The sequence below is a fragment of the Thiomicrorhabdus marina genome (assembly GCF_017571465.1).
Classification (GTDB): domain Bacteria; phylum Pseudomonadota; class Gammaproteobacteria; order Thiomicrospirales; family Thiomicrospiraceae; genus Thiomicrorhabdus; species Thiomicrorhabdus marina.
Map to the genome: position 1 here is coordinate 77,204 of NZ_JAGETV010000003.1, position 25,815 is coordinate 103,018.

Consider the following 25,815-nt stretch of genomic DNA (forward strand, 5'->3'; position numbering starts at 1 on the left):
AACTTACTTCTGATAAATGCCCTGTGTGCCGCGGAAGCGGCGATAAGTCCACAAATATTGTTCTGGCGCCATCTTGATACACTGCTCAACTCCCTGATTTAAAGCCATCGCAGCCTTAATAGAGTCAGCATCCGCCAAAGCATCTCGATCAGCGGGTAGGACATGCAAAACAAAACCACCTTGCGGATGGCGCAAACCTACCATAAACAGCACTTCCGCCTCACTCTTCTGCAAGAGTTTGCTGACCAACCCCATGGTTCTGGCCGGCACACCCATAAACGGCACTTTCGGCGCGCCTTCGCCGGCATCCTGATCCGGCAAGATGGCACTTAATTTATTACTGCGCAAAGCCTTAATCAACTGACGAATACCGCGTAAATCGGTCGGCACCAATTCAGAGCCAAACCGACCGCGCGCTTCACGCATCATCTGCTCTAGACCTTGCAGATTGGGCGGTTTATACATCACCGTCGATGGATAATGAATTGCCAAATAATTGCCGACCACTTCCCAATTACCGATATGCGGTCCAAGCATCAACACCCCTTTTCCTTGAGCGAAAGCCTGCTCCAATAGCTCCAAACCATGCACTTCACGGACTGCATTCAACAGCTTTTCCTGATTCCAGCGCCACATAGCACCGGATTCGCAAATCGCTTGTGCATTGTGTTGCAAAACCTGTTTTAACAACTTGTTTCGCTGCTCTTGCGACAATTCAGGGTAAACCGCCCGTAAATTACACTCCGCCAAAAAACGCTGACGATTCGGCAGCCAATATAGAAGCGTGCCGATGAATTTACCAATTGCCTGAGCAACACTCAGCGGCAATAGAGCAAAACCTTTAATCAGCACCACCGCAAACCCAGTCGCAAAGGACTGCTTAAAGCGCTTAGTAAATGAAATTTTTTGTTCAGGAGTTGTCTTACTCATTGCCAATTACTTCTATTCATCAGTTGCTAAATCAGCGGCGCCAGCGTGGTTATCATCAGCAATCAACGGCTGCATTGCAGTCCAAAGATTGGCGTAAAGGTGCTTATTTTTCTTCTCTTGCTCAAGTAACAATTGCTTAGTCTCTTCACGCGCTTGCGGCTTAGCATAACAAGCCGGACAGTTATCAGGAATCACTGGAAGTTCGGCCGTCTTAGCAAAATCGCGAGTCTGATTCTCTCTCACTCGCACCAACGGACGGATAATACGGATATCGCCGTCATCGTTCAGATAATGCGCTTTCATGGTTCGTAGCTGACCGGCGTTAAATGCCGACATAATGAAACTCTCCGCCAAATCATCTAAATGCTGCGCCAAAGCTAAGACGTTATAACCTTCACGGCGACAAGTGGTGTACAAGATGCCGCGCTTTTGACGAGCGCAGAAACTGCAAAAAGAATTGCCCTTCATCCGTTCTTCCGCCAAAGCGACAATATCTTCACTCTCATAAAAATACGGAACATCCATCTTGGCACACCACTCTTTTAACGGCGACGGATCAAAGCCCGGGATTTCCGGATCGATAGTACAGGCCGCTAAATCAAACTTAACTGGCGCGTGACGCTGTAGATGCTTCAAAATAACCAACAAAGCCATCGAGTCCTTACCACCCGATAAACCGAGCATCACTCGATCGCCATCACGCAACATCTTAAATTGCGCCATTGCCCGACCGACCGGTTTCATAATCGCCTTCGGGGGCTTAATCCAATCCTTGGTACGCTCTTTTTTGGTTAATTTAACTTCGTTTTCTTCGTTTGTTTTCTCAACACTGTGCGTGTCGTTCATGAAAATGCCTGCCAACTAAAATTTAAAACAGCGTTATTTTACCGCTTTTGCAAATTCTTAGTAGCGACACTTAAATGATCCTTGATTGACAGCTTCTTCAAACTTCATCAATGAAATTAATTATCCACTTGTTTTACTAAAAATAATTTTATGTTAAGCATTTAAGAAATATTGACATCAATTAAGAACAATTTAAACATCACTAATAGAATGGAATTTCTGTGTAATTCTGTTTTACTTCTACCAACGTCAAGACTTTAAAACAACATGACACGTTCTGGATTTGTCGCAACTGATTATAAAAGCCCTAGCAAACGATTAACATCCTGAACACCTCTTAAAAAATGACCACCAGCATACAGCCGTTAAAGGATACGATTATGAGCCGAACATTCAAACGTACAGCACTCGCCGCAGCGATTCTAACTGCAACTCTAGGACTGACCGCATGCGGAAGCGGGAGTAGTAGCACAGACACTTCCACAACCACTACTTCTGGCACTGCGGCTAAAGGAATTATCAATGCCGGTGTCGTTATCGCTCAAGAACTGGATTTAACAGCAGCCGACCCATTTGCCGCGGATGCACTCATTCCCCTAACGGAAACACAAACGGGTGAGACTGGTAGCTATAGCTTAGAACTGCCGGATAGCTACAATGGCGGTCCAATATTGTTGACACTAACAACTTCTGCAACCTCAGAAATGAAATGTGACACTGTTGGTGGATGTGGATCTTTCGCGAATGCCGATGATGCCAACGATATCCTCGTTGATAATGGAATCATTGACTTTGGTGAATGGTATAAACCCAATGTTGATTCGGATGCAACTGCTGTAATGATGCAAACTTTGATTCCTGCAGGTTCCAGCACGACTATTTCCGCCAGCATTACACCTTTTACCAATATGGCTGTTGCGCGAGCAAAAACAAGATTTTCCAGCGACGACTCTGATTCTCTTAACAATGCTATCAGTAATGCCAACTATGAAGTAGCAACCCTTCTTAATATCAATGCGAATACTCTGTTAGGTACACAACCTATCGATATTACCGATTCAGAATCCGTAAATGGGGCCACCAGTCCTGAACAAGTTGCCTATGCCGCTTTCTCAGCAGCAGTAGCGAATATTGCCGCCAATAACAACCAAACCTTAGGTGAAGCAATTACCGCTCTGGCAAACTCTTTTGCGACAGGTGAAATGGCAATTGATGACACCGATGGTGCTAATACTATATCGATTCGCGAACTGGTACAAGAAGCCAATGACACCTTGGCTGAAGCCGATACCACTGATAAATCTGGCTCAATTCAAAGTATGGAAGATGATGCTGATGAAGCTGAAGCAAATGGCCAAACTACGGTTAATCCCGAACCAAATGATACTGCTACAGCCTCTGCCGTGGATAAAGCAAAAGCACTTGTAAAAGATTTCCGCACCTATGTTAACGCTCTAAACAACACGGTGAACGATCCTAATTTCGCATCGAGTTTTGCTGGCGAGATTGATAGCTCAATGACATTACTATCGAATATGGAAACGGGCGACAACCCAATTGCAGCAACCGCCTATGGGTTACAAGTTATTGAAGCGGAAATTAATAACGCATCGGTGCCAGAAGCTACTTCAATAAACGTTGATATCGACTTTGCAACGGATGCACACGATTACCTATTCACAAGTGGTACTTTGACTGTAACAGCCACCCTAAACGAAGACACGGATGCCTATTCAGGAACTATCGCGCTTGTTAACGCTTCTGATGGAACACGAACCGGTAACTTAAACGGAAGCATTTCAGGAATTATTGAGGAAACTATTCTTAAAGAAACAGAGACTACAGACGAAAGTGAAGGATTATTTACACTTACTAACGGCACACTTAGTGGCGATGTAACGACACCTTCTGGTTCGCTTGAACTCAATGAAACAGCTTTCAACATTAGCGGCGAATATTATGACTACGTTAACTACGATGAAGAGAGTAAAACCTATTCAGATGAATCCAGTGAATCCATAGCGTTCGACTTTGATTCCGGAGCCACGTTAACCGTTTCAAACGAAAGCGGAACTGATGTTGTCTATGCAGGTTCATTCAATATTGATGCGATATTCAACTCAATATCCTCATCGACTAGCACTCCTGAATACTGGGAATACAGCGAAAATGGTCAGCCATTAATTAAAGAGCTTTCATACACTGGTTCAGTCACAGTAGGCGAAGAATCAAGCAGTATTGAGATTACGCTTAATTCTCCGAATGCGTTTGAGTTCTCAAACCCTGAAACGACAGATTCTAATGAAACCGAAGAAAACTTTATGGAACTAGTCGGCTCACTTAGCTTTGATGTCGCCCTAGCTGACTTAATAGACCCTATTTCCGTAGACTGGCTTGCTGAACGTACAGGCCTTAACACGGGCTCTTCAACCTTGACATTAACTCACGGAGACCGATCAATTGTTATTGATGGTAGCGCGACGGTAAACAACGATGCAAGCATAGAAGAACTATTTACTAACGTAAATGGAGATATTACAGTTTCGAATGTAGATGGCGTGGAGCTAATTATCAATCAACCAGAAGAAGATTCTGCTGAAACTGTTATTGGTACTATCACGGTAGAAGGTGAAGAAGTCGCTACTGTCGAAAACATTGACGGCGTCATCAAAATCACCTATCCAGGAGCAGGAGAAAATGGCGGCGATTATGTTCAATTCTTCTAAAAAACATATAACACTTTAGTTACAGCATTAAAGGCGATATATTTCGGTACATCGCCTTTTTTATTAGTCACTAATGCAGGATGCAAAATGCGACACTCTAAATTATTCGCCCATCTAATCGCTATCACAATCTCAATTTTACTAAGCCAACCTGCCCAAGCTAATGACAATATTTTTTTTCAACTCAGTAGCTTCAACCACAGTGAACCCATTGCCCTTAAAGCATTAAACGAGAGTTGGGATAGTGAATTCACAGCTGGCGAAAAAATATTGAGTTTGAGTCAAATAGAACTGGGGTTCAAACAAGATAACTGGCAAATTTCACTATTTCAAAGATTTGACTACCTAGTTAAATTCTCTAAAGACACCTCTGAATTCATTTATGCAACTGAAAACAAATTGCCTCTTGAAGAAAACCAAGAATATCAACTCGAACTAGAGAGCCGATCTTTTGCGGCATCTGGTGTTAAATTTGCCATAAATAGCAATTGGCAAGACATTAACTGGCAGCTAGGAATAAGCTACTTACAAGGCTCAAAACTTACTGACGGAGCATTAAATGGTGTTGCAACACGCATAAATGATAACGACTATAACTTTAACTTTGATGTTGATTATTACTACGACAATGACTTCATCTTCGATCGAAATATAGAGCAGTCACCACAAGGCTATGGCTATGCAATTGATTTAGCTTTAAACAGCCAATTAAGTGAGAAATGGTCTGTCAGACTATTTGCAAAAGATTTGCTTGCTCAAATTTTCTGGCAAGATGCACCTAGATCAGTAGTAACAGGAACGTCAGACACCAAAACCTATGACGAGGACGGTTATGTGATTTTCAATCCAGTCGCTTCCGGAACCGAAAGCACTGAAGACTTCACACAGCGAATACCAATTAAATTAAATTTAAGTAGCACTTATCGAATCACACCGCAACACAGCATAAAATTTGGTTATCGAAACCTCGACGTAGCCGAATTTTATAATCTGGCCTACCAATATCACACTCCTCATTCGCGCTTCGACGTTGGTTATTACCTATCGGCTCAAGCTTGGAGTTTAAGTTATCAACGAAGCTGGTTTAAGCTTCAACTACTCACCGACGATTTGGATTGGCAAGAAGCAAAAACACTCGGTGTTAACTTAGGACTAAGTTACCGTTTTTAGCGGTTTATCTCCCTTCCGCAAACGAAAACGGCGCCGAATTGGCGCCGTTTTTATTTCTCTTCACACAAGCCTGCTACTTAACCAAGCAATGCCGGAACGTTCTTATAAAGAATAAACAGTCCCATTAGAATCATAAACACGGCGAAGCCTTTCTTAAGCGCACCTTGGTCGATTTTTGAGCTGATCTTATGCCCAATCCAACCGCCTAGAATACCAATTGCCGAGAAAATCCAGATGATGTTCCAATCCAGTTGCAGATTGAGTTTTTCCAATACCGGCAGATAACCCGCAAAGCCGGCGAAAGATTTGGCGGCAATAATCACCAAACTGGTTCCGACCGCCATGCGCATTGACAGGCCGCCAAGCAACACTAACGCTGGAATAATCAGGAAGCCGCCGCCGACACCGACTAAACCGGTGACGCCACCAACCACAAAACCGTCGATAGCAATTTTATAGAAAGCACGAGGTTCATGCGGTTCGTCCGATAACTTAACCGGCTTATACATTAAATAAGCGGCAATCAGCAACAGCGCGGTGAAAATCAACATCTGCACTGCGTCGGTAACAAAATTGGCGGTCCAAGCACCAAAAACCGCACCGGCCATACCCGGAATACCGAACATAAACACCGTACGCCAGTCGACTAATTTCTGTTTCGCATAGGGAATCAACGAGAACAGACTAATAATCCCGACAATCATCAAGGAACCGGCAATCGCTACTTTGGTCTCTTGACCAACCACATAATTCAGTACCGGTACGGTGAGAATCGATCCGCCTGAGCCTAACAGCCCGAGGGTAATCCCGATAAATAAAGCGCCAATCCAGGCTAAAACCATAATGGTCTCCTAAAATCTGTAAAAACCTATTTTTAAATCTTTTGAGCTAACTATTATATTTGCCGACTATTGTAGCCAAAGCCCCTATCACTAATCGTGACGGTATCATTAAATGCTTATATTTATTATTTTCGCGTTAAAAACACACCGCTTTCAATGTGATGTGTATAGGGAAATTGGTCGAACAGCGCGGTTTGCTCAATATTATGCGTCTTGGTCAAGACTTCTAAATCGCGTGCTAAGGTTTCTGGATTACAGGAAATATAGATAATTCTGTCGTAATCGCAAACCATCTTTCTGGTTAAATCGTCTAATCCGGCACGCGGTGGATCAACAAAAATGGTGCTAAAGTCGTAGCTGTCTAAGTCCACACCTTTTAGACGATTAAACTCGCGCCCGCCAAACGCCTCGGTGACTTCTTCCGCCGCCATCTTAATAATCTGCAAATTGTCGATGCCGTTGTCGGCAATATTAATTTGCGCGGAAGCCACCGAGGTTTTCGAGATTTCCGTTGCCAGAACTTTGCGGTAACAATCAGCCAAAGCAATCGAAAAATTCCCATTACCGCAATACAGTTCAATTAAATCACCGTTCGACTTGCCGGAAACCGAGCGCGCCCAATGCAGCATATGTTGTGCGACATAAGGATTTGGCTGAGTAAAGCTGTTTTCAATCTGTTGATAATGGAAGTCTTTGCCATCAACATGCAGCGTTTCCGTGACAAAATCCTGATCTAATAGAATTTTCTGCTTACGCGCACGACCCATAATATGGTTAATCGGCAACTGTGTTTTTAGAGCCTGCGCAGCTTCTAGCCATTCATTATCCCCTTCAATTTTGCGACGATAAATCAACGTAACCAGCATTTCACCAGATAGGGTGGCCAAAAAATCCACTTCAAATAAGTTTCTACGTAAGGCTTCATTGGCTTTCAGCGCGTCCATCAGCTTTGGCATTAAATCAGCAATCGACTTAAGCGCCATCGGGCACGAATCGATTCGCACCTTCCGCTTATTCTCCTGATCGAACATAATATAGAAGCTATCGTCTTCCTCATGCCAAATACGGAATTCAGCACGTGCACGATAATGTTCAGTCGGCGATTCAAAAACCTGCAAGTTTGGCGCTTTCGGTAATAAACCTTGTAGACGTTCGACCTTCTCGGCCAGTTGTTGCGAGTAATTTTCAGGAAAAACTTGGCACAGCATAACAATTCGTTCCGTTGCGCCAGAGCTTGGCGAACACAAAAATCGGTATTATAACAAGTCATTAAAAGCGAAATTAAAGGAAACACTGAAATAACTTAACTAGGGTTTGATATTGATCGCATTTGCCCCGCCTTTATATAACAGACGAATTATCGACACTGAAAAAGTTAAGGGCAATTGGCCTGATTAAGTATTAATACTTAAATTAACTGTAATTCTCACTCAAAAATACTTATACTGGAGTAAATTTTATTTAACAAGTAATGAGCATTTAAGATGTCCCAGCCAGTTTTTTTGATTGTTGATGACCAAAAATCCATCGCTCAAGTTCTGAAACAAAAACTTAGCGTGCAATCGACTCTGCCCATAAAAATTTGCCATAGTCTTGCTGAAACCCAAATGTTACTTGCAACGGGGGTCACGATTGAAGTTGCCCTATGCGACCAAAATCTAGCCGATGCGCCACATGGAGAAACCATCAAGTATCTATTACAGCAGCATATCCCCACGGTCGTTTTTAGTGCCAGTTTTTATGATGGCAAAGATGGCGGTAACCACTATAAGAAGATTGCTGATTTTGTAATGAAAGACAGTCCTGCCGCGCTAGATTATGCGGTCAATATAATGCTCAATCTCAGCCAAAATGCGCAACGCCAAGTCTGGCTTTTAACCTCAAACCAGTCAAATTACGCACAAAAACTAATCAACATGCTTCACCTGCAACGCTATCAGGTTCAAACCTTTGAAAAACCAGAAAAAATTCAGCAGCAACTCACCTCAGAAACACCCAATATTATCTTAATTGAAGACGCCACCAATCTAAAACAAGAAGCCGTCTATCAATTTATCGAGGAGGTAAGGCAGGGCTACAATTTAAATCAACTGCCGATGATGATTTGCGAATCTAGCGAAAATATTTACAGCGCAATCAAAATGATGAAATATGGGGTAAACGACTTTTTTAATACCTCTTTTACCGCAGAAGAATTTTATGTTCGTTTAAAACAGAACATCGAGTTAAGCGACTCTTACCACGCGATTGAAGATATCTCACGAACCGATGCACTAACCAAAATTTTCAATCGACGCTACTTCTTTGAATCAGCAGAAAAAAAATTCGCCAAGTTACAGCAGGCACAAAAACCTTTCTTTGTATTGATGGCTGACATTGATCACTTTAAACAGGTAAACGATACCTATGGACATCAAAAAGGCGATGAGGCGATTATCTTTGTAGCAAAACAACTACAAGAGTTTTTTTCAGAGTACTTGGTTGCACGGTTTGGAGGAGAAGAGTTTTGTGTCTTTGGCGAACTAAGCAACCTCGATCAAATTGAACAGCGTTGCGAAGCATTTCGAATCCATATTGAAACCGAATCCGATATCGCAACCAAGATACAATTTACTGTCAGTCTCGGTCTGTGCTCTTCCGGTATGAACATTGACCAAGCCTTTAATCTTGCTGACGAAGCTCTCTACCGCTCCAAAAATAATGGGCGCAATAAACTCTCTCATTGTTAAACCTATTTTAAAACCGCCTAGAGACACAATAGACAACAACTGTTAAAAACCCTCGAAAACGCACTTTAACAATCATTAATCGATACAAAACGATTCGACCACTAAAACAATACCGTGCGATACAAACGTGGAAGCCACCTATAAAGTAACTGCGCTGAAACCAATACAGATATATTCTAAACCTTCCTTAATGCCCATTCTCTCAACTGCGAGCGTTTGCTGTCTAAATCAGTTAAAATACGGCCAATTATTTTTACAGCTTATTCAGGGTTCAGATTTTCATGAGTTCACGCGCGGATCGTATTTCATTACTAAAATCACTTCTTGCCGAAAGAGTCGTCATTCTAGATGGCGCTATGGGGACTATGATTCAAAATATGAACCTTACGGAAGAGGATTTCCGTGGCGAGCGTTTTGCCGATTACCACATGGACATCAAAGGCAATAACGACATTTTGGCAATGACCAAGCCGGAAGTGATTCGCGACATCCATCTAGCTTTCTTACGTCAAGGGGCGGACATAGTTGAAACCAACTCGTTCAACGCCACCACCATTGCCCAAGCCGATTACGACATGCAAGAGGTGGTCACGGAGCTTAACCTTGCCTGCGCCAAAGTCGCACGTGAAGCCTGTGAGATTGCTGAATCGGAAGACGGCAAACCGCGTTTTGTCGCCGGTGTGCTTGGGCCAACAAACCGGACAGCCTCGATTTCGCCAGATGTCAATGACCCGGGTTTCCGTAATACTTCTTTTGACGAACTGGTTGAAGCATACAAACAAGCGACTCATGCATTACTTGAAGGTGGCGTCGATACCATTCTGATTGAAACCATTTTCGACACCCTAAACGCCAAAGCCGCCATTTTCGCGGTGAAAGAAGTGGAAATCGAAGTTGGTTATGAAGTGCCAATTATGTTAAGTGGGACGATAACGGACGCAAGTGGAAGAACCCTTTCCGGCCAAACCACTGAAGCTTTCTATAATGCGGTGGCGCACGCCGAACCACTTTCGGTCGGCTTAAACTGTGCGCTAGGGCCTGAAGAACTCCGTCCTTATGTACAAGAGCTAAGCCGCGTGTGTGAAACCTATGTGTCGATTCACCCAAATGCCGGTCTGCCGAACGAGTTTGGGGAATACGACGAAACGCCGGAACAAATGGCGGCAGAAATCGCCGTTTGGGCAGAGCGTGGCTGGATTAATATTATTGGTGGTTGTTGTGGTACGACTCCTAACCACGTGCAAGCGATGGCTGAAGCCGCGCAAGCGCATCCGCGTCGCGAATTGCCAGAAGTCAATCCAGCTTGCCGCCTATCCGGTCTTGAGCCGCTGAATATTGATGAAAGTTCTCTGTTCGTCAATGTCGGTGAGCGTAATAACGTCACCGGTTCGGCACTGTTCAAACGTCTAATTATCGAAGAAAACTACGAAGAAGCCATCGAGATTGCCGTGAAGCAGGTGCAAGACGGCGCACAGATTATCGACGTCAATATGGACGAAGGGATGCTGGATGCCAAGGCGTGCATGGTCAAATTCCTCAATCTACTTGCCTCAGAACCGGAAGCATCGCGCGTGCCGATTATGATTGACTCCTCAAAATGGGACGTCATTGAAGCCGGTCTAAAGTGCATTCAAGGTAAAGGGGTGGTCAACTCCATCTCGTTGAAAGAAGGCGAAGAAGCCTTTATCGAACACGCACGCAAGGTAAAACAATACGGTGCAGCGACCATTGTTATGGCATTCGATGAAGACGGTCAGGCCGATACCCTTGAGCGCAAAATCGAGATTTGTGAGCGTTCGTATCGCGTATTGGTTGATAAGGTTGGTTTCCTACCGCAAGACATTATTTTCGACCCGAATATCTTCGCGGTTGCGACAGGTATTGAAGAGCACAATAACTACGGTCTGGACTTTATCAACGCGGTCACTTGGATTAAAGCCAATCTGCCGCACGCCAAGATTTCCGGCGGTGTCTCCAACGTCTCTTTCTCGTTCCGTGGTAATAATCCGGTGCGTGAAGCGATTCACTCGGTATTCCTGTACTACGCAATTAAAGAAGGTATGGACATGGGTATCGTTAACGCCGGTCAAATGGCGATTTACGATGACTTACCTGAAAAACTACGTTTAGCCGTAGAAGACGTGATTTTGAATAAAGACCCTGAAGCCGGTGAGCGTCTGCTAGAAGTCGCTGAAGAGTTCCGTGGCGATGGTTCAGCAGCGGGTAAGGTGCAAGATACCGCTTGGCGTGAAGAATCGGTTGAGAAACGTCTGGAGCACGCGCTGGTCAAAGGGATTACCGATTTCATCGAAGAAGACACCGAAGAAGCCTATCAAAAACTCGGCTCCGGTCTAGCCGTTATCGAAGGCCCGTTAATGGACGGCATGAACGTGGTCGGTGATCTGTTCGGTTCAGGGAAAATGTTCCTGCCGCAGGTGGTGAAATCGGCGCGCGTTATGAAGCGTGCAGTCGCCTATCTTGACCCTTATCTGCTGGCGGCGAAAACCGAAGGTCAGCAGCAAGGGAAAATCGTTATGGCGACCGTTAAGGGCGACGTGCACGATATCGGTAAAAACATTGTCGGCGTAGTTCTGCAATGTAATAACTTCGAGGTGATCGACCTTGGTGTAATGGTGCCTGCCGAGAAAATTCTCGATACAGCGGTAGCCGAAGGCGCGAATGTAATCGGGCTTTCTGGCTTGATTACCCCTTCGCTGGAAGAGATGGTCAATGTCGCCAAATTGATGAAAGAACGCGGGATGAATTTACCTCTGCTTATCGGTGGTGCGACCACATCTAAAGCGCACACGGCAGTGAAAATCGAGCCACAATACGATCATCCAGTAGTGTACGTTAAGGATGCATCGCGTGCGGTGGGTGTGGCGCAAAGTCTGATTTCTAACGATCTGAAAGCCGACTTTGCCGCGAAGATTCGTGCCGAATACGAAACCGTGCGTGAAGAGCGTAAAGCCCGTGCCAAGCAGGTAAAACGTGTGCCTATTAATAAGGCGCGTGAAAACAAAATTGACATTGATTGGAAAGATTACCGGCCGGTAAAACCTTCATTCTTAGGTGAACGCGTCATTGAAGACTTCCCATTGGAAAAACTGCTAGAGCGTTTTGACTGGTCACCGTTCTTCCAATCTTGGGAGCTACATGGCCTCTTCCCGCGTATTCTGGATGACAAGGTGGTCGGTGAAGAAGCGCGTAAGGTCTATGCCGATGCCAAAGAGATGCTAGAAAAAATCATCGCCGAAAAATGGCTGACCGCCAAAGCGGTTTACGGTTTCTATCCGGCGAATGCGATTGGCGATGACATTGAAGTTTATACTGACGAGTCGCGCACCGAAGTGCTGACTGTGCTGCATAATCTGCGTCAACAGGCGGAGAAAAAACGTGGCGGTTACAACCAATGTTTGTCCGATTATGTAGCACCAAAAGAGACTGGCATTGCTGACTATGTTGGTCTATTCGCGGTGTCCGGTGGTATCGGTTGTGACGAAAAAGCAGCGGAATTTGAAGCCGAACACAACGACTATGAAGCGATTATGTTGAAAGCATTGGCTGACCGTTTTGCCGAAGCCTTTGCCGAAACGCTACATGAAATGGTGCGTAAAGACGAATGGGGCTATGCGCCAGACGAAGCTTTAGATAACGAAGACCTTATTAAAGAGCGTTATCAAGGGATTCGCCCTGCGCCGGGTTATCCGGCCTGTCCGGAACACACCGAAAAAGGCACCATTTGGGAACTACTGAAACCGTCGGAAGCGATTGGTCTAGACCTAACCTCTAGCTACGCCATGACTCCGACCGCGGCGGTTTCCGGTGTCTATTTCTCGCATCCAGAATCGAAATACTTCGGTGTCGGTTCGGTCGGTCGCGACCAGGTCGAAGACTACGCCAAGCGTAAAAAATGGAGCATCGAAGAAGCCGAGAAATGGCTAGCACCGAATCTTGGATATGACCCTGAAGACTTTGCGCAGTAATATAAAAAACCGAGAGGTTAGAAGATTATGGAATCACCCAATCAGTTAGATTTAACCGTACTAAGCAAAGCCATTAATTCATTATCAGTAGCTTTAAATGAATACAAAAAAGACACTAGCAATGAATTTGTCCGTGATTCCTGTATTCAGCGTTTTGAATATTGTTATGACCTTTCAGCGAAGTTTATTAAACGTTACTTGGCTCTAACTTCAGAAAATCCTACGGAAATTAAAGAGCTCAGTTTTCAAAATCTGATTCGTACCGCTTACGGCAAAGGGCTACTGAAAAACAGTTGGGATGAATGGTGGCAATATCGCGATAACCGTAATGTCACGTCTCATGGCTATGACGAAAATAAAGCCATTAAAGTCGTCACTGAACTACCGCCGTTTTATCAAGAAATGCAATACCTGCTGAACAGCCTTCAGGAGCGCAATGACTTCTGACATTGACTTTGGCTTAACGCCTGCTGAACGAGAGATTATTCAAGCTATTCTGGCAAATTACCTACCAGAAAATTGCTCTGTTTGGGTCTTTGGCAGTCGCGCCAAAGGCAGGGCCACCTATCAATCCGACCTTGATTTGGCAATTGAATGCCAATCGCTCCTCGACAGCAAAATTATTAGCCGTCTTAAATACGAATTTGAAGAATCCAAATTGCCATTTATGGTGGATATAGTAGACTTTAATTCTGTCAGTGATTCATTTAGAGAAATTATTGAGCGGGATAAAAAGCCAATCACTTTGCAAAAGCAATCGAGTCTGACCCCATAGCTTTCAGTATCGCAATATATCTGTACTCAAAATTAGGCTAATAACAAGTTATGACCATGAAAGAATTTTTATTCATAATTCGAGAAATAATAGTCATTATTTTTACAGGTGGTATTCCGGTCTTAATTGCTTACATTATTGGCGGGGAAGATGAACTTGAAAAAACAATATCAGGCCTACTAGCTCCTGAAATTTTTTTGTATTACAGTATAATTCCTCCAATTCTTTTTGCCACACTTCACTATACTGATAAATATTTTTATATTAATCCAACAAGTAAATTCCAAAGTACATTAAACTTTACTATCTCGATTTTCCATGAACTAAGTTCAAACATAATCGGAATTTTTCGCCTTGCTAGTGGAATATTAATAAGCATTCCCATTCTTGTCTTAGTAGTGGAACCTGAAAGTTTTAATTCGACAATCCAATTTATTCCTTATGGAATTTTATCTGGAATAGAAGTTGTAATTTTTTATTGGTGGTTTTCCAAAATCGAAATTAAGTTCAAGTCAAAACTAAACGCTCACAACAAACTTGAACTTAAATGTTAAAAAGCTATGGGGGGCAGACTCCATTGCTTTTTATTCAACCCATTTTCTGTAATAAGTCTGCCAGTTCAATCTCATCATTTAGCAGTTGTTGATGCCAAGTTTGCAACTGTTCTGCACATGCATTATCCACATCGGTTTGTTTCCATAGATCTTCAATAAAATGCGCTAGGGCGCGTTTTTCGATTCTGAGCATAGCTTGAATTTGTTCGGCGGTTAGGCTGTTCATATGCGATGCTGCGCCAAAGTCACCCAGCAGTAAATGCCCGCCTTTATCAATCAGCACATTGTGTGCATAAAAATCACCATGCACCAATCCTTGCTGGTGCAGGTGATGCAGTGCAGAGGTGGCTTGTTGCAGTAGTTTCAGCAAGGTGGTTTGGGTTAAAGAAAAGCCTTCGGCAAACTGGTCGCGGGTGCAGCTTTGCAAACTCGGCGGCAGTCCCAGATTTTGATAATGGCTTGGAATCAGTTCCATTACCAACCCGAGTTTTTCACCGTGAATTTTGGCTTCAACATTAACTAAATTCGGATGCGTTCCGGCAGAAATACAGGCACGCATTTCATCTTCGGGATAGCCGTCGCTAGTGACGTCGCCCTTAAAAATTTTGACCGCTTTGTGCGCGCCGGTTTCAAGTTCTTCTGCCAGATAAATATGCCCTGACGCCCCCTGCCCTAATAGCTCTTTGAGCTCAAACGCTTCGAGCTCGGAAAGCAATAATTCATCTTGCGCAGTCGGTTCAGTTCGGCAAAACGGATTACCCGCATAGGCACACCACGCTAAGCTTGGCATTTTTACCAACACATCCGGAAATTCCGTTAGCCGGTTGGCCGAGATACGAATTAACTCTAAACGCTCACAGCTCGCCAAAGTGGTTGGCAGAGCCACCAATTGATTACTGGCTAAGGCTAACTTTTGTAGTCGAGGTGTTTTATCAAAACAGTCCGGCAATTGAGCAATCTGGTTATCGGTCAAAATCAACCAACGCAATTTAGGCGGCAAGGCATTCTCAGAAACCCGTTTAATCTGACAGCTTTTAAAACCAATCATTTCTAAATTCTGACATTGCCCCAACACCTCAGGAAGTTCCGTAAACGGATTATTTGAGGCAAATAGAATTTTCAGTTTTTTGAAACGCGGTAAATCACCCGGCAAAGTGCTCAGGTTATTGCCGCCTAAATCAAGAATTTCCAGTGAATTGGTGAGCGCATAAAGCTCTGGTGGAAACTCGTTTAAGTTCTCCGAAAGTTGAATTCGTAACAAACCATCACTGTTTTTCTGCACATCAAGCTGCTGTTGAATCCGCTGTTGTATATCGTTCAAAATTGAGTTCCTATTATTTTGTCTGCAGGTGAGCTTTGCCTATATTTTTGTATCCACCTATCCAGTGCACATCACTTGAAGTCAAAGATAGCGACGTTATGCGACTCTATTCGCTAAAATTAACATCTATTCGATAACCGCATTGGGCAATGCACTATTTTATGACATTATTCGACAATCAAAACATCGGCTTATTTGAAAACAATGGTGCAAACTATGCCACCTATAGGCCCGTTTATCCCCAAGAATTAGCCACGGCGCTTTCGCAACTCTGCCAAAATCATCAAACCGCTTTAGATGTCGGCTGCGGGACTGGGCAACTCACATATTTATTAAGCAAACATTTCGTTTCAGTGATCGGAACCGACACCAGCAGAAGCCAGTTGGAATTTGCGCAAACTGCAGAGAACATTCGCTATTTGCACGAATCTGCCGAAGATACCCGTTTAGAAAATGACTCTGTTGATTTGGTTGTGGTCGCCCAAGCAGCACATTGGTTTAACTTGGACAGCTTTTATCAAGAAGTTAAGCGGATTGCCGTGCAGGATGCCGTTATCGCTCTTATCAGCTATGGGGTTCCTTATATAGAAGCGAGCGTCAATTCCGTCTTTCAACAAGGTTACTGGCAACAAATTCACCAGTACTGGCCGGATGAACGAAAACACGTGGAAAACGGTTATATTGAACTGCCCTTCCCCTTTCAAGAAATCGACTTTCCCGAGACCTTTATTCACAAAGAAATGAACTTGGATGAATTTATCGGCTACATTCGTACTTGGAGCGCCTATAAAAAAGCGCAAGAACGACAAGAAGTAACGGCTTTTACTTTATTCTTTGAACAGTTGGAAAGGTCTTGGGGAAATAGAGCGAAAACACACAAAGTATCTTGGCCTATTTCGGTTAGAGCTGGAAAAATTGCCTGACCGGGTTAAACCCCTAATAGTTTGACTAAGAAATAACCGCCAAACATCAGGAGGACAAACAGGATTGCGGCGAGAATAAAAGCGCTGGAACCAACCTGCTTCATTTTACTGATTTGCGTTTCCATGCCCAAAGCGACCATCGCCATAGTCAATAGAAAAGTATCCAGTTGGTGAATGGCAACAACCCATTCTCTTGCTAGCAAATCCAGAGAGTTGAATCCGGCTACTGCCAGAAAACCGACCGCAAACCAAGGAATCGAAGCGACTAGCGATGATTGCTTGCCAGCAGAGGCCGTGACACGACGCGCCATAAACCACCCGACAATCAAAATCACCGGAACAATCATTAGCACACGTGTCATTTTTTCGATTACTGCGTATTCTTGTGCGATTTCCGGTAGCTCGCTAGCGGCACCAACAACTTGCGCAACCTCATGCAGAGTACTCCCAAAATAGAGCCCTTTCGCTTTGTCGCTCAAGGCAAATAATTGCATACCATCCAAAACCGGATAGAGAAACATCGCTAAGGTTCCAAACACCACTACGGTGGCTACCGCAACAGCGGTTTGATGGCTTTGTGCTTTGGTAACCGGTTCCAATGCCAATACCGCTGCCGCACCGCAAATGCCACTGCCGGCAGAGGTCAACAAAGCCGTTTCCGGTTCCATTTTGAGCACTTTGGTTCCAATCCAAAAACCGACCGCTAGAATCGTTGCAACAACGATCGCCGCAAGCACAACGCCTTGCCAGCCGATGGAAACAATTTCCTGAAAGGTAATCGAAAAACCGTACAGAATAATTGCAAGACGCAAAATTTTGCGAGCCGAAAAACTGATACCAGCATGCCATTCCACAGGGATATTCTGATGCAGCGTGTTGCCATAAATTGCGCCAAGCAAAATTCCGACAATAAGCGGGCTGAGCCCTAAGGCCATCACCCATGAAGTTTGTGAAATGGAGTAGGCCGCGATGGCAAATAAAGCGACCAATAAAATACCGTTAAGGGTGTGTCCCCGTTGCGTTGCTGAAAACATAAGACTGGCTCCTAAAATAACTACCTTGTGTTAGAAGTCATTTTATCGACGGCAAACCATTGTAAAATCTTATTAATTAATTTTAATTATCGGAAAAACTGATGATAAAAGCCAGCTATCTACAGACCTTTGCTAAGGTTGCCGAACTGAACAACATTACTCTGGCAGCAGAGGCCTTACACCGCTCGCAACCTGCCATTTCAGGACAACTTAAAGCTTTGCAGGATGCATTTTCGGAACCGCTTTATCTGCGCAAAGGCGCTGGAATCGAACTAACCGAATTAGGTAAATCTTTACTGCCCTACGCACAGCGACAAGCAAAACTGTTAATTGATGCTGAAACCTTCCGTATGCAAATGGAACAGAATCAAACTATTGCCTTAAAGGTCGGCGCAACCGCCACTATTGCCAACTATGCGTTACCGACGCTGATTGCACGCTGTCATCAGGCTTATCCAATGATTAAAATTGATCTATTAGTCGGCAACACCCAGAAAGTGCTGAGCCAACTCAATACGCTGGACGCCGCTTTTGTGGAAGGCAGGGTACAAGGCATTCGTAATACCGGTTACTCCCCTTCTTCTTGGAAACAGGATGAGTTGATTGTCATAATGCCTAAGGATCATCCTTTAGCTAAACAGGCAGAAATCAGCTTAAAGTCACTTATTCACTATCCGCTGATTATGCGCGAACAGGGTTCGGGAACGCGGGAAATAATTGAACTGGCGTTTAAACACAAAGGTTTGAATTTTGAACCAATTATTGAACTTTATAGTACCGAGTCGATTAAAGAGGCGGTGCGTGTCGGACTCGGTATTGCACTTATATCCAAACTTGCGGTAGACACGCTTCCATCGACCATTCACTGGCAGGCTTTGCGGCCAAAAGAGCAGATTATTCGCCCTCTTTCCCTTCTCTTACCGGAACTTGGAGCCAATAACCATTGGATTCAGAAATTGATTTAATACTCTAAAGCGCGGTTCTGTTACTTATCTTTTCGCGCACGTTGGATTTCTCGCTGGGTAAACAGATAAAGCTGTTCGATTTTATCGCGTGCCCAATCGGTTTTACGCAGAAAAGTTAAACTCGATTTGATACTTGGATTGCTTTTAAAACAATTCATTCGCGTTTTTTGCGCCAAACCTTCCCAGCCATAATACTCTTGCAATTCTATAACAATGCTTTTTAAGGTAATGCCATGCAAAGGGTTATTACGCTGAGAGGACGTCTGCCGTAAATTCGGTTTATTGGATTTTGACTTGGCTTCCTGTGTTACCGTCTGTTTAGCTTTAATCACCTGCACGGTTACTTTTTCTGCTGAGCCCTGCTGCGCTTTTAACTTAAGTGTTTTAGGTTTATTGTCTGTATTTTTATCAGCCACCGGCTTTCTCCTGCAAAATTTCTTCTCCCTTACATTATTGGCAATTGAGGCTAAATCTCAATTAATAGCAACCGAGAAACTATTCGACGCCTATCTATATGCACGGCAATCTCAGAGAAACGCCGCCTAAAATTTATCTCTTCAAACTTCTCGCTGAAGTCAATGGGGGCTTATTCTGCGCTTGCTTAGCTTTATCCCGTCCCTACTTAAAGCAGCGCTTTCCTATTTGTTTGCATAATCTTGCCAAAAATCAGTGTTAACTTATATTCGCTGGCTGTGTTGTATGCGACATCGGTCATTTTTGCAGTGACTTTATCAGGGTTTCTCATTAAATTAGATAAAACGCACTCACATCGAAATTATCTGCGTTTGCGCTCAGGAGATTATGCCATTGGAGAAGAGAATAAAATTCACACTGGTTTTTAACCTTATCGCGGTGGCGCTGTTAAGTAGCTGTTCGAATACTCCAATGCGAGATATGCCGAAAGAGCAGGCCCCGTTAAACTGGCAAAATAGCCATGCGGCAATAACAGCAAAAACGATGACCGGCATTCAAAACCCTTGGTGGTTTCAGCTAAAAGATACAACACTTAATAATCTGATAGCCGAAGCAATCAAATCTAATCCTGACCTGCTTTCAGCACAGTCCGCAATTCGCGCTGCACGCGCTTATCGAAAACAAGTTCAAGGCAGTCTTTTGCCGGTTTTATCCGCTAATTTGGGCAGCGGAGTAAGCCAAAGCTTTAATCCCAGTGACAGCAGTCAGTCTTACTCAGCAGTATTAGATGCGAGTTGGGAGCCGGATCTTTTCGGTACAGGACAAAGTACACTTGCCGCAGCAGACGCCGAAGGCAAAGCAGCTTATGCTGATTATGCCGATGCCTTAATCACGTTAAGTGCAGAAGTCGCCTCCAATTACATCGCTTTACGCAACAGCCAGAAGCAATTGCACCTGACCCAAGACAGTTTGCAAAGCTGGCAGGAAACCTTGCAGTTAGTCGAATGGCAACAACAAGCAGGGATCGTTTCACAACTGGACTTGGAACAAGCCAAACGCAGCTATCAGCAAACGGTTGCCAGCATTCCATCTATTCAGCAGACCATTATTGAAAGCCAATACCAGCTGGCGGTATTGCTCGGACGTCAACCGGAACAACTACCTGAATACTTAACAGAGCCCGGCGATATACCACAAATTCCGTCGTCAGTATTTATGCCGCTACCGGCTGAAGTACTACGTCAAAGGCCAGATATAAGAGCTGCCGAACAACGCGTCATGGCTGCAATTGCGCAAACCGAACTTGCTGACAGGAATCGATTACCGAACTTCTCTTTAGGCGGCAAAATTGGTTGGAGTGCCACCTCCATAAGCGACCTATTTAATATTAATGCTCTCGCTACCTCGCTTTCGGCAAGCTTACTGCAAACCATTTTCGATGGCGGACAGTTGGATGCAAAACTGGAACGACAGCAAGAAATCGAGCTACAAACTATACTTAGTTATCGCAAAACCGTACTGGAAGCGCTCCGTGAAACTGAGAATGCTTTGGCAAACTTAGATAATACGCGACAAAGCTATCTGGCCTTGCAGCAAGCACTGCTCGCATCCGAACAAGAAGAGAAATTAGCGCTGATTCAATATCAGGCTGGTGCAATCAGTTTTTCCGATGTGCTCACCGCTCAGCGCACACGATTGACGCTCCGTAAACAGATCATCGAAACGCAAGTCGCAGAACTTGCACAAATCATTACCTTATCCAAAGCCATTGCCGGAGACTGGGCAATGCAACAAGCCGTGCAATCGGTCGGAGAACAATAGCCATGTCAGACACGAATCAAACAGAACAGCTAAAGAAAGAACTGCAACTCGATAAAAAACCTCACCCTAAATGGCTGACTTGGTTATTCATTACGCTCTTACTTATTGCGGGCTTGATCGGCGCTTGGTTTTATAGCGCGGGTTCAGCAGTACAAAAGCCAATCTACAGTTTAGGTAGAGTCTCCCAAGGCGACATTCGAGTCACCGTCACAGCAACCGGAACCTTGCAACCAACCAATGAAGTTGAAGTCGGCAGCGAACTATCTGGCACCATCGACCAGGTATTAGTCGATTACAACGATAGAGTTCACGTCGGCCAACTATTAGCACATTTGAACACCGAAAAACTACAAGCGCAGGTTTTACAATCCAAAGCCGCTTTACAAGTTGCAAAAGCCGGAGTCTTAGAAGCAGAAGCCACCTTGCAAGAAGCTCAAGCTCAACATCAGCGCTTATTGAAAGTCCGTAAAATGAGCGACGGTAAACTACCTGCACAGGCAGATATGATTGCCGCCGAAGCCAGTCTAAAAAGAGCCAAGGCGGCCAAACAGACTTCGCAAGCGCAAGTAGAGCAAGCCAAGGCCAGTTTGGAACAAAACTTAACCGATATAGCCAAAGCGGATATTGTCTCGCCGATTGACGGAATCGTATTGATTCGCTCGATAGAAGTGGGGCAAACTGTCGCTGCCTCCATGACCGCTCCGGTTCTATTCACACTTGCCGAAGACCTGAGTCAGATGGAACTGCAAGTTGATGTCGATGAAGCCGATGTCGGCTTGGTCGAGAGTGGACAGAAAGCAACCTTCACCGTTGACGCCTACCCAAATCAACAGTTTCCAGCGACAATCAAGCAAGTACGCTATGGCGCACAAAGCACCGATGGCGTGGTGACTTACACCACACTACTTACGGTAGATAATCCTAAATTACAACTTCGCCCCGGCATGACGGCAACCTCTGAAATACTCGTCAAAGAGCGTAATAATGTTGTACTGATACCGATTGCCGCCTTACGTTTTACTCCAGAACTATTAGGCAATGGGACGGAAGTACAATCCCAAAGCCTGATTGATTCCTTGACTCCACGGCCACGTCGCCGTGAAGCAATGACGGTTAAAAAAGAAGAACTGCCGCAAGGAATGCAACAAGTATGGCAGCTGGTCGATGGTCAACCGCAAGCGTTATTAATCAAAACCGGAGAAAGTAGCGGCAAAATGGTTGAAGTGCTAGAAAGTGATCTCGCTACCGGCGACAGCTTAATCGTTGGTGTTGAGGTGCCGCTAAAATGAGTAGCACAAACGCCACCGAGCCAGCTCTAATTGAATTTTCCGAAGTGATAAAAACCTATGGCAAAGGCACTTCGGAATTTCAGGCATTAAAAGGCGTAAATTTTGTCATTCATGAAGGTGAGTTTGTGGCGATTATGGGACCAAGTGGTTCAGGCAAATCGACTGTTATGAATACCCTAGGTTGTCTGGATACGCCCACTGCCGGTCATTATCTTTTTCAAGGCGTGCATGTCGAATCTCTCAATCGTGATCAACGCGCGCTATTACGCCGAAATTATCTTGGCTTTGTGTTTCAGGGCTTTAATCTACTGGCGCGCACTACAGCGATTGAAAACGTAGAATTACCCTTGCTGTATCGAGGCATGAAACGCCATGAGAGACAAACTGCGGCACGCAAAGCTCTGCAACTGGTCGGGCTTGAAGAATGGGAAAACCATTCTCCCGGCGAACTTTCCGGCGGACAACAACAACGCGTTGCCATTGCACGCGCACTGGTCACCAATCCCAAAGTTCTGCTCGCAGATGAACCAACCGGAAACTTGGATACTGCGCGCAGTCAGGAAATTATGGAACTGCTTAGCCGCCTGAATCGCGACTTAAATATCACGATCTTAATGGTCACCCACGAGGCAGAGATGGCGGCTTATGCGAATCGGCTAATTCACTTTGTCGACGGCCTTGTTGAGCAAGATGCCTATCAGGAGCCTAAATCATGATTTGGAATGCTTTTTTACTCGCCATTAGAGAGATTCGACGCAACCTAATGCGCTCAATCTTAACCATGCTCGGCATTATTATCGGTGTCGCGGCGGTCATCACTATGGTTACCTTAGGGAATGGTGCGACTGCCAAAGTCACGGCAGAAATATCCAGCTTAGGCAGTAATTTATTAATGGTTCGTCCCGGGCAGCGCATGGGGCCAGGACGTGATTCCAGCGGCGCGAAAAGTTTTTCACTTGAGGATGCTGAAGCAATCCGTAATGGTGTCGCATCTATCGTCGCTGTCGCCCCCACTGCAAGCGCAAGTGTTACCGCTGTATTCGGCAATGATAACTGGTCAACGACGATTACCGGAACCAACAATGACTACTTTCAGACCGGTAATTGGAGCTTTGCCGAGGGCAGGCAATTCTCCGAAACCGAACTAAAATCCGGCAAACCCGTTTGCGTTATCGGCAAAACCATCAGCAAAGAGCTATTCAATAACGAAGATGCATTAGGCGAGAAAATCCGCCTTGGCAGTTTCTCCTGTGAAGTGGTTGGCCTATTACAGAGCAAAGGGCAATCCATGATGGGCAGTGATCAAGATGACACAATCATTATGCCAATTAAAACCGTACAGCGCCGTTTAACCGGTAATCAAGACGTACGCATGATTCGTATTTCGGTTAAACCGGATATCGATACCGATGTCGTCAATCGTGCAATCACCATGTTATTGCGTGACCGCCGCCATTTAAGTGATAACGAGAAGAGTGATTTCTCGGTTATGGACACCCAAGAAATCACCAATACCTTAACCGGAACAACCCGAGTGATGACCATGCTATTAGGAGCCGTTGCTGCTGTTAGCCTGATTGTCGGCGGCATCGGCATTATGAATATTATGCTGGTGTCGGTTACCGAACGAACCCGAGAAATTGGTATTCGTATGGCGATTGGCGCCTTGGAAAGAGAAGTACTGTGGCAATTTCTGGTAGAAGCCATCGTACTTTCTTCGCTAGGAGGAATTATCGGTATTATTCTGGCACTGAGCGCTTCCTACTTCGGCAGTATGCTCATGGGCGTGCCCTTGATTATTGACTATGCCATTGTCACTCTGGCGTTTGTGTTCTCAGCCATGGTCGGCGTCGTCTTCGGCTATTTCCCTGCCAGAAATGCCGCTCGACTCAATCCAATTGACGCCTTGCGACATGAATAGCCACCTTAATGGTGTTCCTGCAAAATCTCCCAATGCACTTCGCACTCGCCTTTAGCGGTAGCAATATAGGCCGAGTTACCGCTAATCGTGACCGAGAAATCCATGGTGCGTTCTAGCATGGCCGAAAAGGCTTGGATTTCACTCCAATCAAAACGATAGAAGTCGGCCGCTAATTGCCCGAATTGCATTATCCCTTGCTCCCACCAAACATCGGACTTGGTATTGAAGCTATAGACTTTCACCTGTCGCCCTTTTCGCGCCGCTTTCTTTATTCGATCCACTGCCGGTTCGCCAACATCAATCCACAAGGCGATTTGCTCATCTAACGTGGTGACCGAAATCGCCGGTTCGTCCGAATCACTCAACCCGGCTCCGAACTGCAAACGCTCTTGGGCATTGATGCAGTAAGCTAACAAACGAACCATCATCCGTTCATCATTTTCCGATGGATGTTTGGCAACCGTTAAGTTCAAGGCATCAAAGTGCGAACGATTTAAATCGGATAACGAAATTTTAAATTTATAGACAGTTGGTTTTAGCGCCACCGGAATCCCTTTTCAAGGTTGAAAAAACAGGCGCACATCATGCCATAAAAAACGCGTCAAGTATGCCCAACTCGCTCTGTTAGAATGTCACTTTGCTCAAGATTTTCTATGCTCGGATGAAAACATCAACAACGCTTTCTTTGTCTCTATACCGTTTTATCTGGGTGTGGCTAACCTTAACGCTTTGCCTCTGGCTCGGCTGGCATCTTTTGGCACAGTTCAATTTTCTGTACCCGCTTTGGCATGACTACGCGAGTATAGGCGCAAATATCGATCACTACAGTCCATTAAACAAATTTCGACATGAGTTTGCCTTAACCGACCGAGAAACCCGTTTTGCGATGTTTGCCGGCATTGTCGAAGCGATTCATCAACATGGGCAAGGTTTACAAGATTTAACCTATCCAACCTCGAAAGGCATGGTACCGCTATTAAGATCGCCTGAGATCATCCATCTGCAAGATGTTGCCAATTTAATTGATTTATTAAACAAGTTAGCACTCTGGTTATGGGCAGTATGGCTGGTGGTCAGTTACTTAATCGTTACTCACAGCAAGACAACTTTTATTAACACCAAGAATAGCCTGCTGAACTTGATTATCGGCTTGGGTGTCGCGATAGCCGTTGTGCTGATAATCGGTGCCAAAAAGGTGTTTTACCAAATGCATATCTGGATTTTTCCGGACGACCATCAATGGTTCTTCTATTACCAAGAATCGCTGATGTCAACTATGATGAAAGCACCGGACTTGTTTGCTTGGATTGCAGCAAGCCTATTGTTAACGGCATTAATACTGTATCTTGCCGTACACTGGATAATGAATTATTTCACAAAGCAGGCACAACACGAATGAGTTTATTGAATGCAATTTTCCGGCTTTTCGGTTACGAATGGGTTCGTGACGAAACACCTTATGAACGGATAGAAGATGATCCTATCTCCGACGAAGGTTGGGACGATTTATATGAACATTCACCACGCTATAGACTTCGTAAGATTCAACCCGAGCAATAAAGTGTAGCA

General features: G+C 44.7%; 23 protein-coding genes. 15 read left to right on the plus strand and 8 right to left on the minus strand.

All coding sequences use genetic code 11. The features are described from left to right. Positions 1-3 precede the first annotated feature (3 nt). Together J3998_RS02705 and J3998_RS02710 are read right to left on the minus strand one after the other, a co-directional pair. Positions 4-930 carry a lysophospholipid acyltransferase family protein gene (locus tag J3998_RS02705; RefSeq protein WP_208147536.1) on the minus strand — a complete coding sequence of 309 codons (927 nt, stop codon included), beginning with the start codon at positions 928-930 and terminating at the stop codon, positions 4-6. Positions 931-942: 12 nt separating this feature from the next. Continuing rightward, on the minus strand, positions 943-1,674 hold the full coding sequence (locus J3998_RS02710; RefSeq protein WP_425086086.1) for a tRNA 2-thiocytidine biosynthesis TtcA family protein: 732 nt from the start codon (positions 1,672-1,674) through the stop codon (positions 943-945). Between the two features lie 482 nt (positions 1,675-2,156). Here J3998_RS02710 and J3998_RS02715 point away from each other — a divergent pair, with 482 nt between their 5' ends. Both J3998_RS02715 and J3998_RS02720 read left to right on the plus strand, forming a co-directional pair. Then, the gene (locus J3998_RS02715) at positions 2,157-4,502 is read left to right on the plus strand and encodes a hypothetical protein (RefSeq protein WP_208147540.1); all 2,346 of its coding nucleotides are present in this window, start codon (positions 2,157-2,159) and stop codon (positions 4,500-4,502) included. 87 nt (positions 4,503-4,589) lie between these two features. Continuing rightward, positions 4,590-5,672 (plus strand): hypothetical protein, encoded by a 1,083-nt coding sequence (locus J3998_RS02720; RefSeq protein WP_208147542.1) that lies wholly within the window; start codon positions 4,590-4,592, stop codon positions 5,670-5,672. A gap of 77 nt (positions 5,673-5,749) precedes the next feature. Here J3998_RS02720 and J3998_RS02725 read toward each other — a convergent pair whose 3' ends face one another. Further along, entirely contained in the window at positions 5,750-6,514 is a 765-nt protein-coding gene (locus tag J3998_RS02725; protein ID WP_208147544.1) for a sulfite exporter TauE/SafE family protein, read from the minus strand. A gap of 125 nt (positions 6,515-6,639) precedes the next feature. Next, a complete protein-coding gene (gene trmA, locus J3998_RS02730) occupies positions 6,640-7,722 on the minus strand; it encodes a tRNA (uridine(54)-C5)-methyltransferase TrmA (protein ID WP_208147546.1) in 1,083 nt (360 codons plus the stop codon). Between the two features lie 276 nt (positions 7,723-7,998). On the opposite strand from trmA, the gene J3998_RS02735 reads away from it, so the two are divergent. The 5 genes from J3998_RS02735 to J3998_RS02755 all read left to right on the plus strand — a co-directional run bounded on the left by J3998_RS02735 (position 7,999) and on the right by J3998_RS02755 (position 14,558). After that, on the plus strand, positions 7,999-9,243 hold the full coding sequence (locus J3998_RS02735; protein WP_208147551.1) for a diguanylate cyclase: 1,245 nt from the start codon (positions 7,999-8,001) through the stop codon (positions 9,241-9,243). Positions 9,244-9,524: 281 nt separating this feature from the next. Further along, positions 9,525-13,229, plus strand: a complete 3,705-nt coding sequence (gene metH, locus J3998_RS02740) for a methionine synthase (protein WP_208147552.1) — start codon at positions 9,525-9,527, stop codon at positions 13,227-13,229. Between the two features lie 27 nt (positions 13,230-13,256). Beyond that, positions 13,257-13,676 (plus strand): HI0074 family nucleotidyltransferase substrate-binding subunit, encoded by a 420-nt coding sequence (locus J3998_RS02745; protein WP_208147553.1) that lies wholly within the window; start codon positions 13,257-13,259, stop codon positions 13,674-13,676. Then, on the plus strand, positions 13,666-14,004 hold the full coding sequence (locus J3998_RS02750; RefSeq protein ID WP_208147554.1) for a nucleotidyltransferase family protein: 339 nt from the start codon (positions 13,666-13,668) through the stop codon (positions 14,002-14,004). Before J3998_RS02745 ends, J3998_RS02750 begins: the two co-directional genes overlap by 11 nt. Before the next feature lie 56 nt (positions 14,005-14,060). Next, entirely contained in the window at positions 14,061-14,558 is a 498-nt protein-coding gene (locus J3998_RS02755) for a hypothetical protein (protein ID WP_208147555.1), read from the plus strand. Positions 14,559-14,592: 34 nt separating this feature from the next. Here J3998_RS02755 and J3998_RS02760 read toward each other — a convergent pair whose 3' ends face one another. Further along, positions 14,593-15,879: a leucine-rich repeat-containing protein kinase family protein gene (locus tag J3998_RS02760; RefSeq protein WP_208147556.1), complete on the minus strand. Its 1,287-nt coding sequence runs from the start codon at positions 15,877-15,879 to the stop codon at positions 14,593-14,595. Between the two features lie 161 nt (positions 15,880-16,040). Here J3998_RS02760 and J3998_RS02765 point away from each other — a divergent pair, with 161 nt between their 5' ends. Continuing rightward, a complete protein-coding gene (locus J3998_RS02765) occupies positions 16,041-16,802 on the plus strand; it encodes a class I SAM-dependent methyltransferase (protein ID WP_208147557.1) in 762 nt (253 codons plus the stop codon). Positions 16,803-16,807: 5 nt separating this feature from the next. Here the strand turns inward: J3998_RS02765 and J3998_RS02770 are convergent, their stop codons facing one another. Beyond that, entirely contained in the window at positions 16,808-17,836 is a 1,029-nt protein-coding gene (locus J3998_RS02770) for a YeiH family protein (protein ID WP_208147559.1), read from the minus strand. A 101-nt stretch (positions 17,837-17,937) separates the two neighbouring features. Here J3998_RS02770 and J3998_RS02775 point away from each other — a divergent pair, with 101 nt between their 5' ends. Continuing rightward, entirely contained in the window at positions 17,938-18,801 is an 864-nt protein-coding gene (locus tag J3998_RS02775) for a LysR substrate-binding domain-containing protein (RefSeq protein ID WP_208147561.1), read from the plus strand. A gap of 20 nt (positions 18,802-18,821) precedes the next feature. Here the strand turns inward: J3998_RS02775 and J3998_RS13590 are convergent, their stop codons facing one another. Continuing rightward, on the minus strand, positions 18,822-19,217 hold the full coding sequence (locus J3998_RS13590) for a VF530 family protein (protein WP_481924055.1): 396 nt from the start codon (positions 19,215-19,217) through the stop codon (positions 18,822-18,824). Positions 19,218-19,608: 391 nt separating this feature from the next. On the opposite strand from J3998_RS13590, the gene J3998_RS02785 reads away from it, so the two are divergent. The 4 genes from J3998_RS02785 to J3998_RS02800 are packed head-to-tail and all read left to right on the plus strand — an operon-like array spanning position 19,609 to position 24,246. Beyond that, a complete protein-coding gene (locus tag J3998_RS02785; RefSeq protein WP_208147563.1) occupies positions 19,609-21,036 on the plus strand; it encodes an efflux transporter outer membrane subunit in 1,428 nt (475 codons plus the stop codon). 2 nt (positions 21,037-21,038) lie between these two features. Further along, positions 21,039-22,325 (plus strand): efflux RND transporter periplasmic adaptor subunit, encoded by a 1,287-nt coding sequence (locus tag J3998_RS02790; protein ID WP_208147565.1) that lies wholly within the window; start codon positions 21,039-21,041, stop codon positions 22,323-22,325. Next, on the plus strand, positions 22,322-23,041 hold the full coding sequence (locus J3998_RS02795; protein WP_208147567.1) for an ABC transporter ATP-binding protein: 720 nt from the start codon (positions 22,322-22,324) through the stop codon (positions 23,039-23,041). Before J3998_RS02790 ends, J3998_RS02795 begins: the two co-directional genes overlap by 4 nt. Further along, positions 23,038-24,246, plus strand: coding sequence for an ABC transporter permease (locus J3998_RS02800; RefSeq protein WP_208147569.1), 1,209 nt, complete (start codon positions 23,038-23,040; stop codon positions 24,244-24,246). The genes J3998_RS02795 and J3998_RS02800 overlap by 4 nt, the downstream gene beginning before the upstream one ends. Before the next feature lie 5 nt (positions 24,247-24,251). On the opposite strand, the gene J3998_RS02805 is transcribed toward J3998_RS02800, so the two are convergent. Further along, on the minus strand, positions 24,252-24,791 hold the full coding sequence (locus J3998_RS02805; RefSeq protein WP_208147571.1) for a YaeQ family protein: 540 nt from the start codon (positions 24,789-24,791) through the stop codon (positions 24,252-24,254). 116 nt (positions 24,792-24,907) lie between these two features. Between J3998_RS02805 and J3998_RS02810 the strand changes: the two genes are divergently transcribed. Together J3998_RS02810 and J3998_RS02815 are read left to right on the plus strand one after the other, a co-directional pair. After that, positions 24,908-25,645, plus strand: a complete 738-nt coding sequence (locus J3998_RS02810; protein ID WP_208147573.1) for a lipoprotein intramolecular transacylase Lit — start codon at positions 24,908-24,910, stop codon at positions 25,643-25,645. Then, a complete protein-coding gene (locus J3998_RS02815) occupies positions 25,642-25,806 on the plus strand; it encodes a hypothetical protein (RefSeq protein ID WP_208147575.1) in 165 nt (54 codons plus the stop codon). Before J3998_RS02810 ends, J3998_RS02815 begins: the two co-directional genes overlap by 4 nt. Positions 25,807-25,815: the final 9 nt, after the last annotated feature.

Coding starts and splice junctions, on each gene's coding strand:
- metH (WP_208147552.1), top strand. CDS start 9,525: ATGAGTTCACGCGCGGATCGTATTTCATTACTAAAATCACTTCTTGCC.
- J3998_RS02750 (WP_208147554.1), top strand. CDS start 13,666: ATGACTTCTGACATTGACTTTGGCTTAACGCCTGCTGAACGAGAGATT.
- J3998_RS02745 (WP_208147553.1), top strand. CDS start 13,257: ATGGAATCACCCAATCAGTTAGATTTAACCGTACTAAGCAAAGCCATT.
- J3998_RS02790 (WP_208147565.1), top strand. CDS start 21,039: ATGTCAGACACGAATCAAACAGAACAGCTAAAGAAAGAACTGCAACTC.
- J3998_RS02705 (WP_208147536.1), bottom strand. CDS start 930: ATGAGTAAGACAACTCCTGAACAAAAAATTTCATTTACTAAGCGCTTT.
- J3998_RS02795 (WP_208147567.1), top strand. CDS start 22,322: ATGAGTAGCACAAACGCCACCGAGCCAGCTCTAATTGAATTTTCCGAA.
- J3998_RS02800 (WP_208147569.1), top strand. CDS start 23,038: ATGATTTGGAATGCTTTTTTACTCGCCATTAGAGAGATTCGACGCAAC.
- J3998_RS02715 (WP_208147540.1), top strand. CDS start 2,157: ATGAGCCGAACATTCAAACGTACAGCACTCGCCGCAGCGATTCTAACT.
- J3998_RS02725 (WP_208147544.1), bottom strand. CDS start 6,514: ATGGTTTTAGCCTGGATTGGCGCTTTATTTATCGGGATTACCCTCGGG.
- J3998_RS02710 (WP_425086086.1), bottom strand. CDS start 1,674: ATGAAACCGGTCGGTCGGGCAATGGCGCAATTTAAGATGTTGCGTGAT.
- J3998_RS02815 (WP_208147575.1), top strand. CDS start 25,642: ATGAGTTTATTGAATGCAATTTTCCGGCTTTTCGGTTACGAATGGGTT.
- J3998_RS02720 (WP_208147542.1), top strand. CDS start 4,590: ATGCGACACTCTAAATTATTCGCCCATCTAATCGCTATCACAATCTCA.
- J3998_RS02765 (WP_208147557.1), top strand. CDS start 16,041: ATGACATTATTCGACAATCAAAACATCGGCTTATTTGAAAACAATGGT.
- J3998_RS02775 (WP_208147561.1), top strand. CDS start 17,938: ATGATAAAAGCCAGCTATCTACAGACCTTTGCTAAGGTTGCCGAACTG.
- trmA (WP_208147546.1), bottom strand. CDS start 7,722: ATGCTGTGCCAAGTTTTTCCTGAAAATTACTCGCAACAACTGGCCGAG.
- J3998_RS02770 (WP_208147559.1), bottom strand. CDS start 17,836: ATGTTTTCAGCAACGCAACGGGGACACACCCTTAACGGTATTTTATTG.
- J3998_RS02735 (WP_208147551.1), top strand. CDS start 7,999: ATGTCCCAGCCAGTTTTTTTGATTGTTGATGACCAAAAATCCATCGCT.
- J3998_RS02755 (WP_208147555.1), top strand. CDS start 14,061: ATGAAAGAATTTTTATTCATAATTCGAGAAATAATAGTCATTATTTTT.
- J3998_RS02810 (WP_208147573.1), top strand. CDS start 24,908: ATGAAAACATCAACAACGCTTTCTTTGTCTCTATACCGTTTTATCTGG.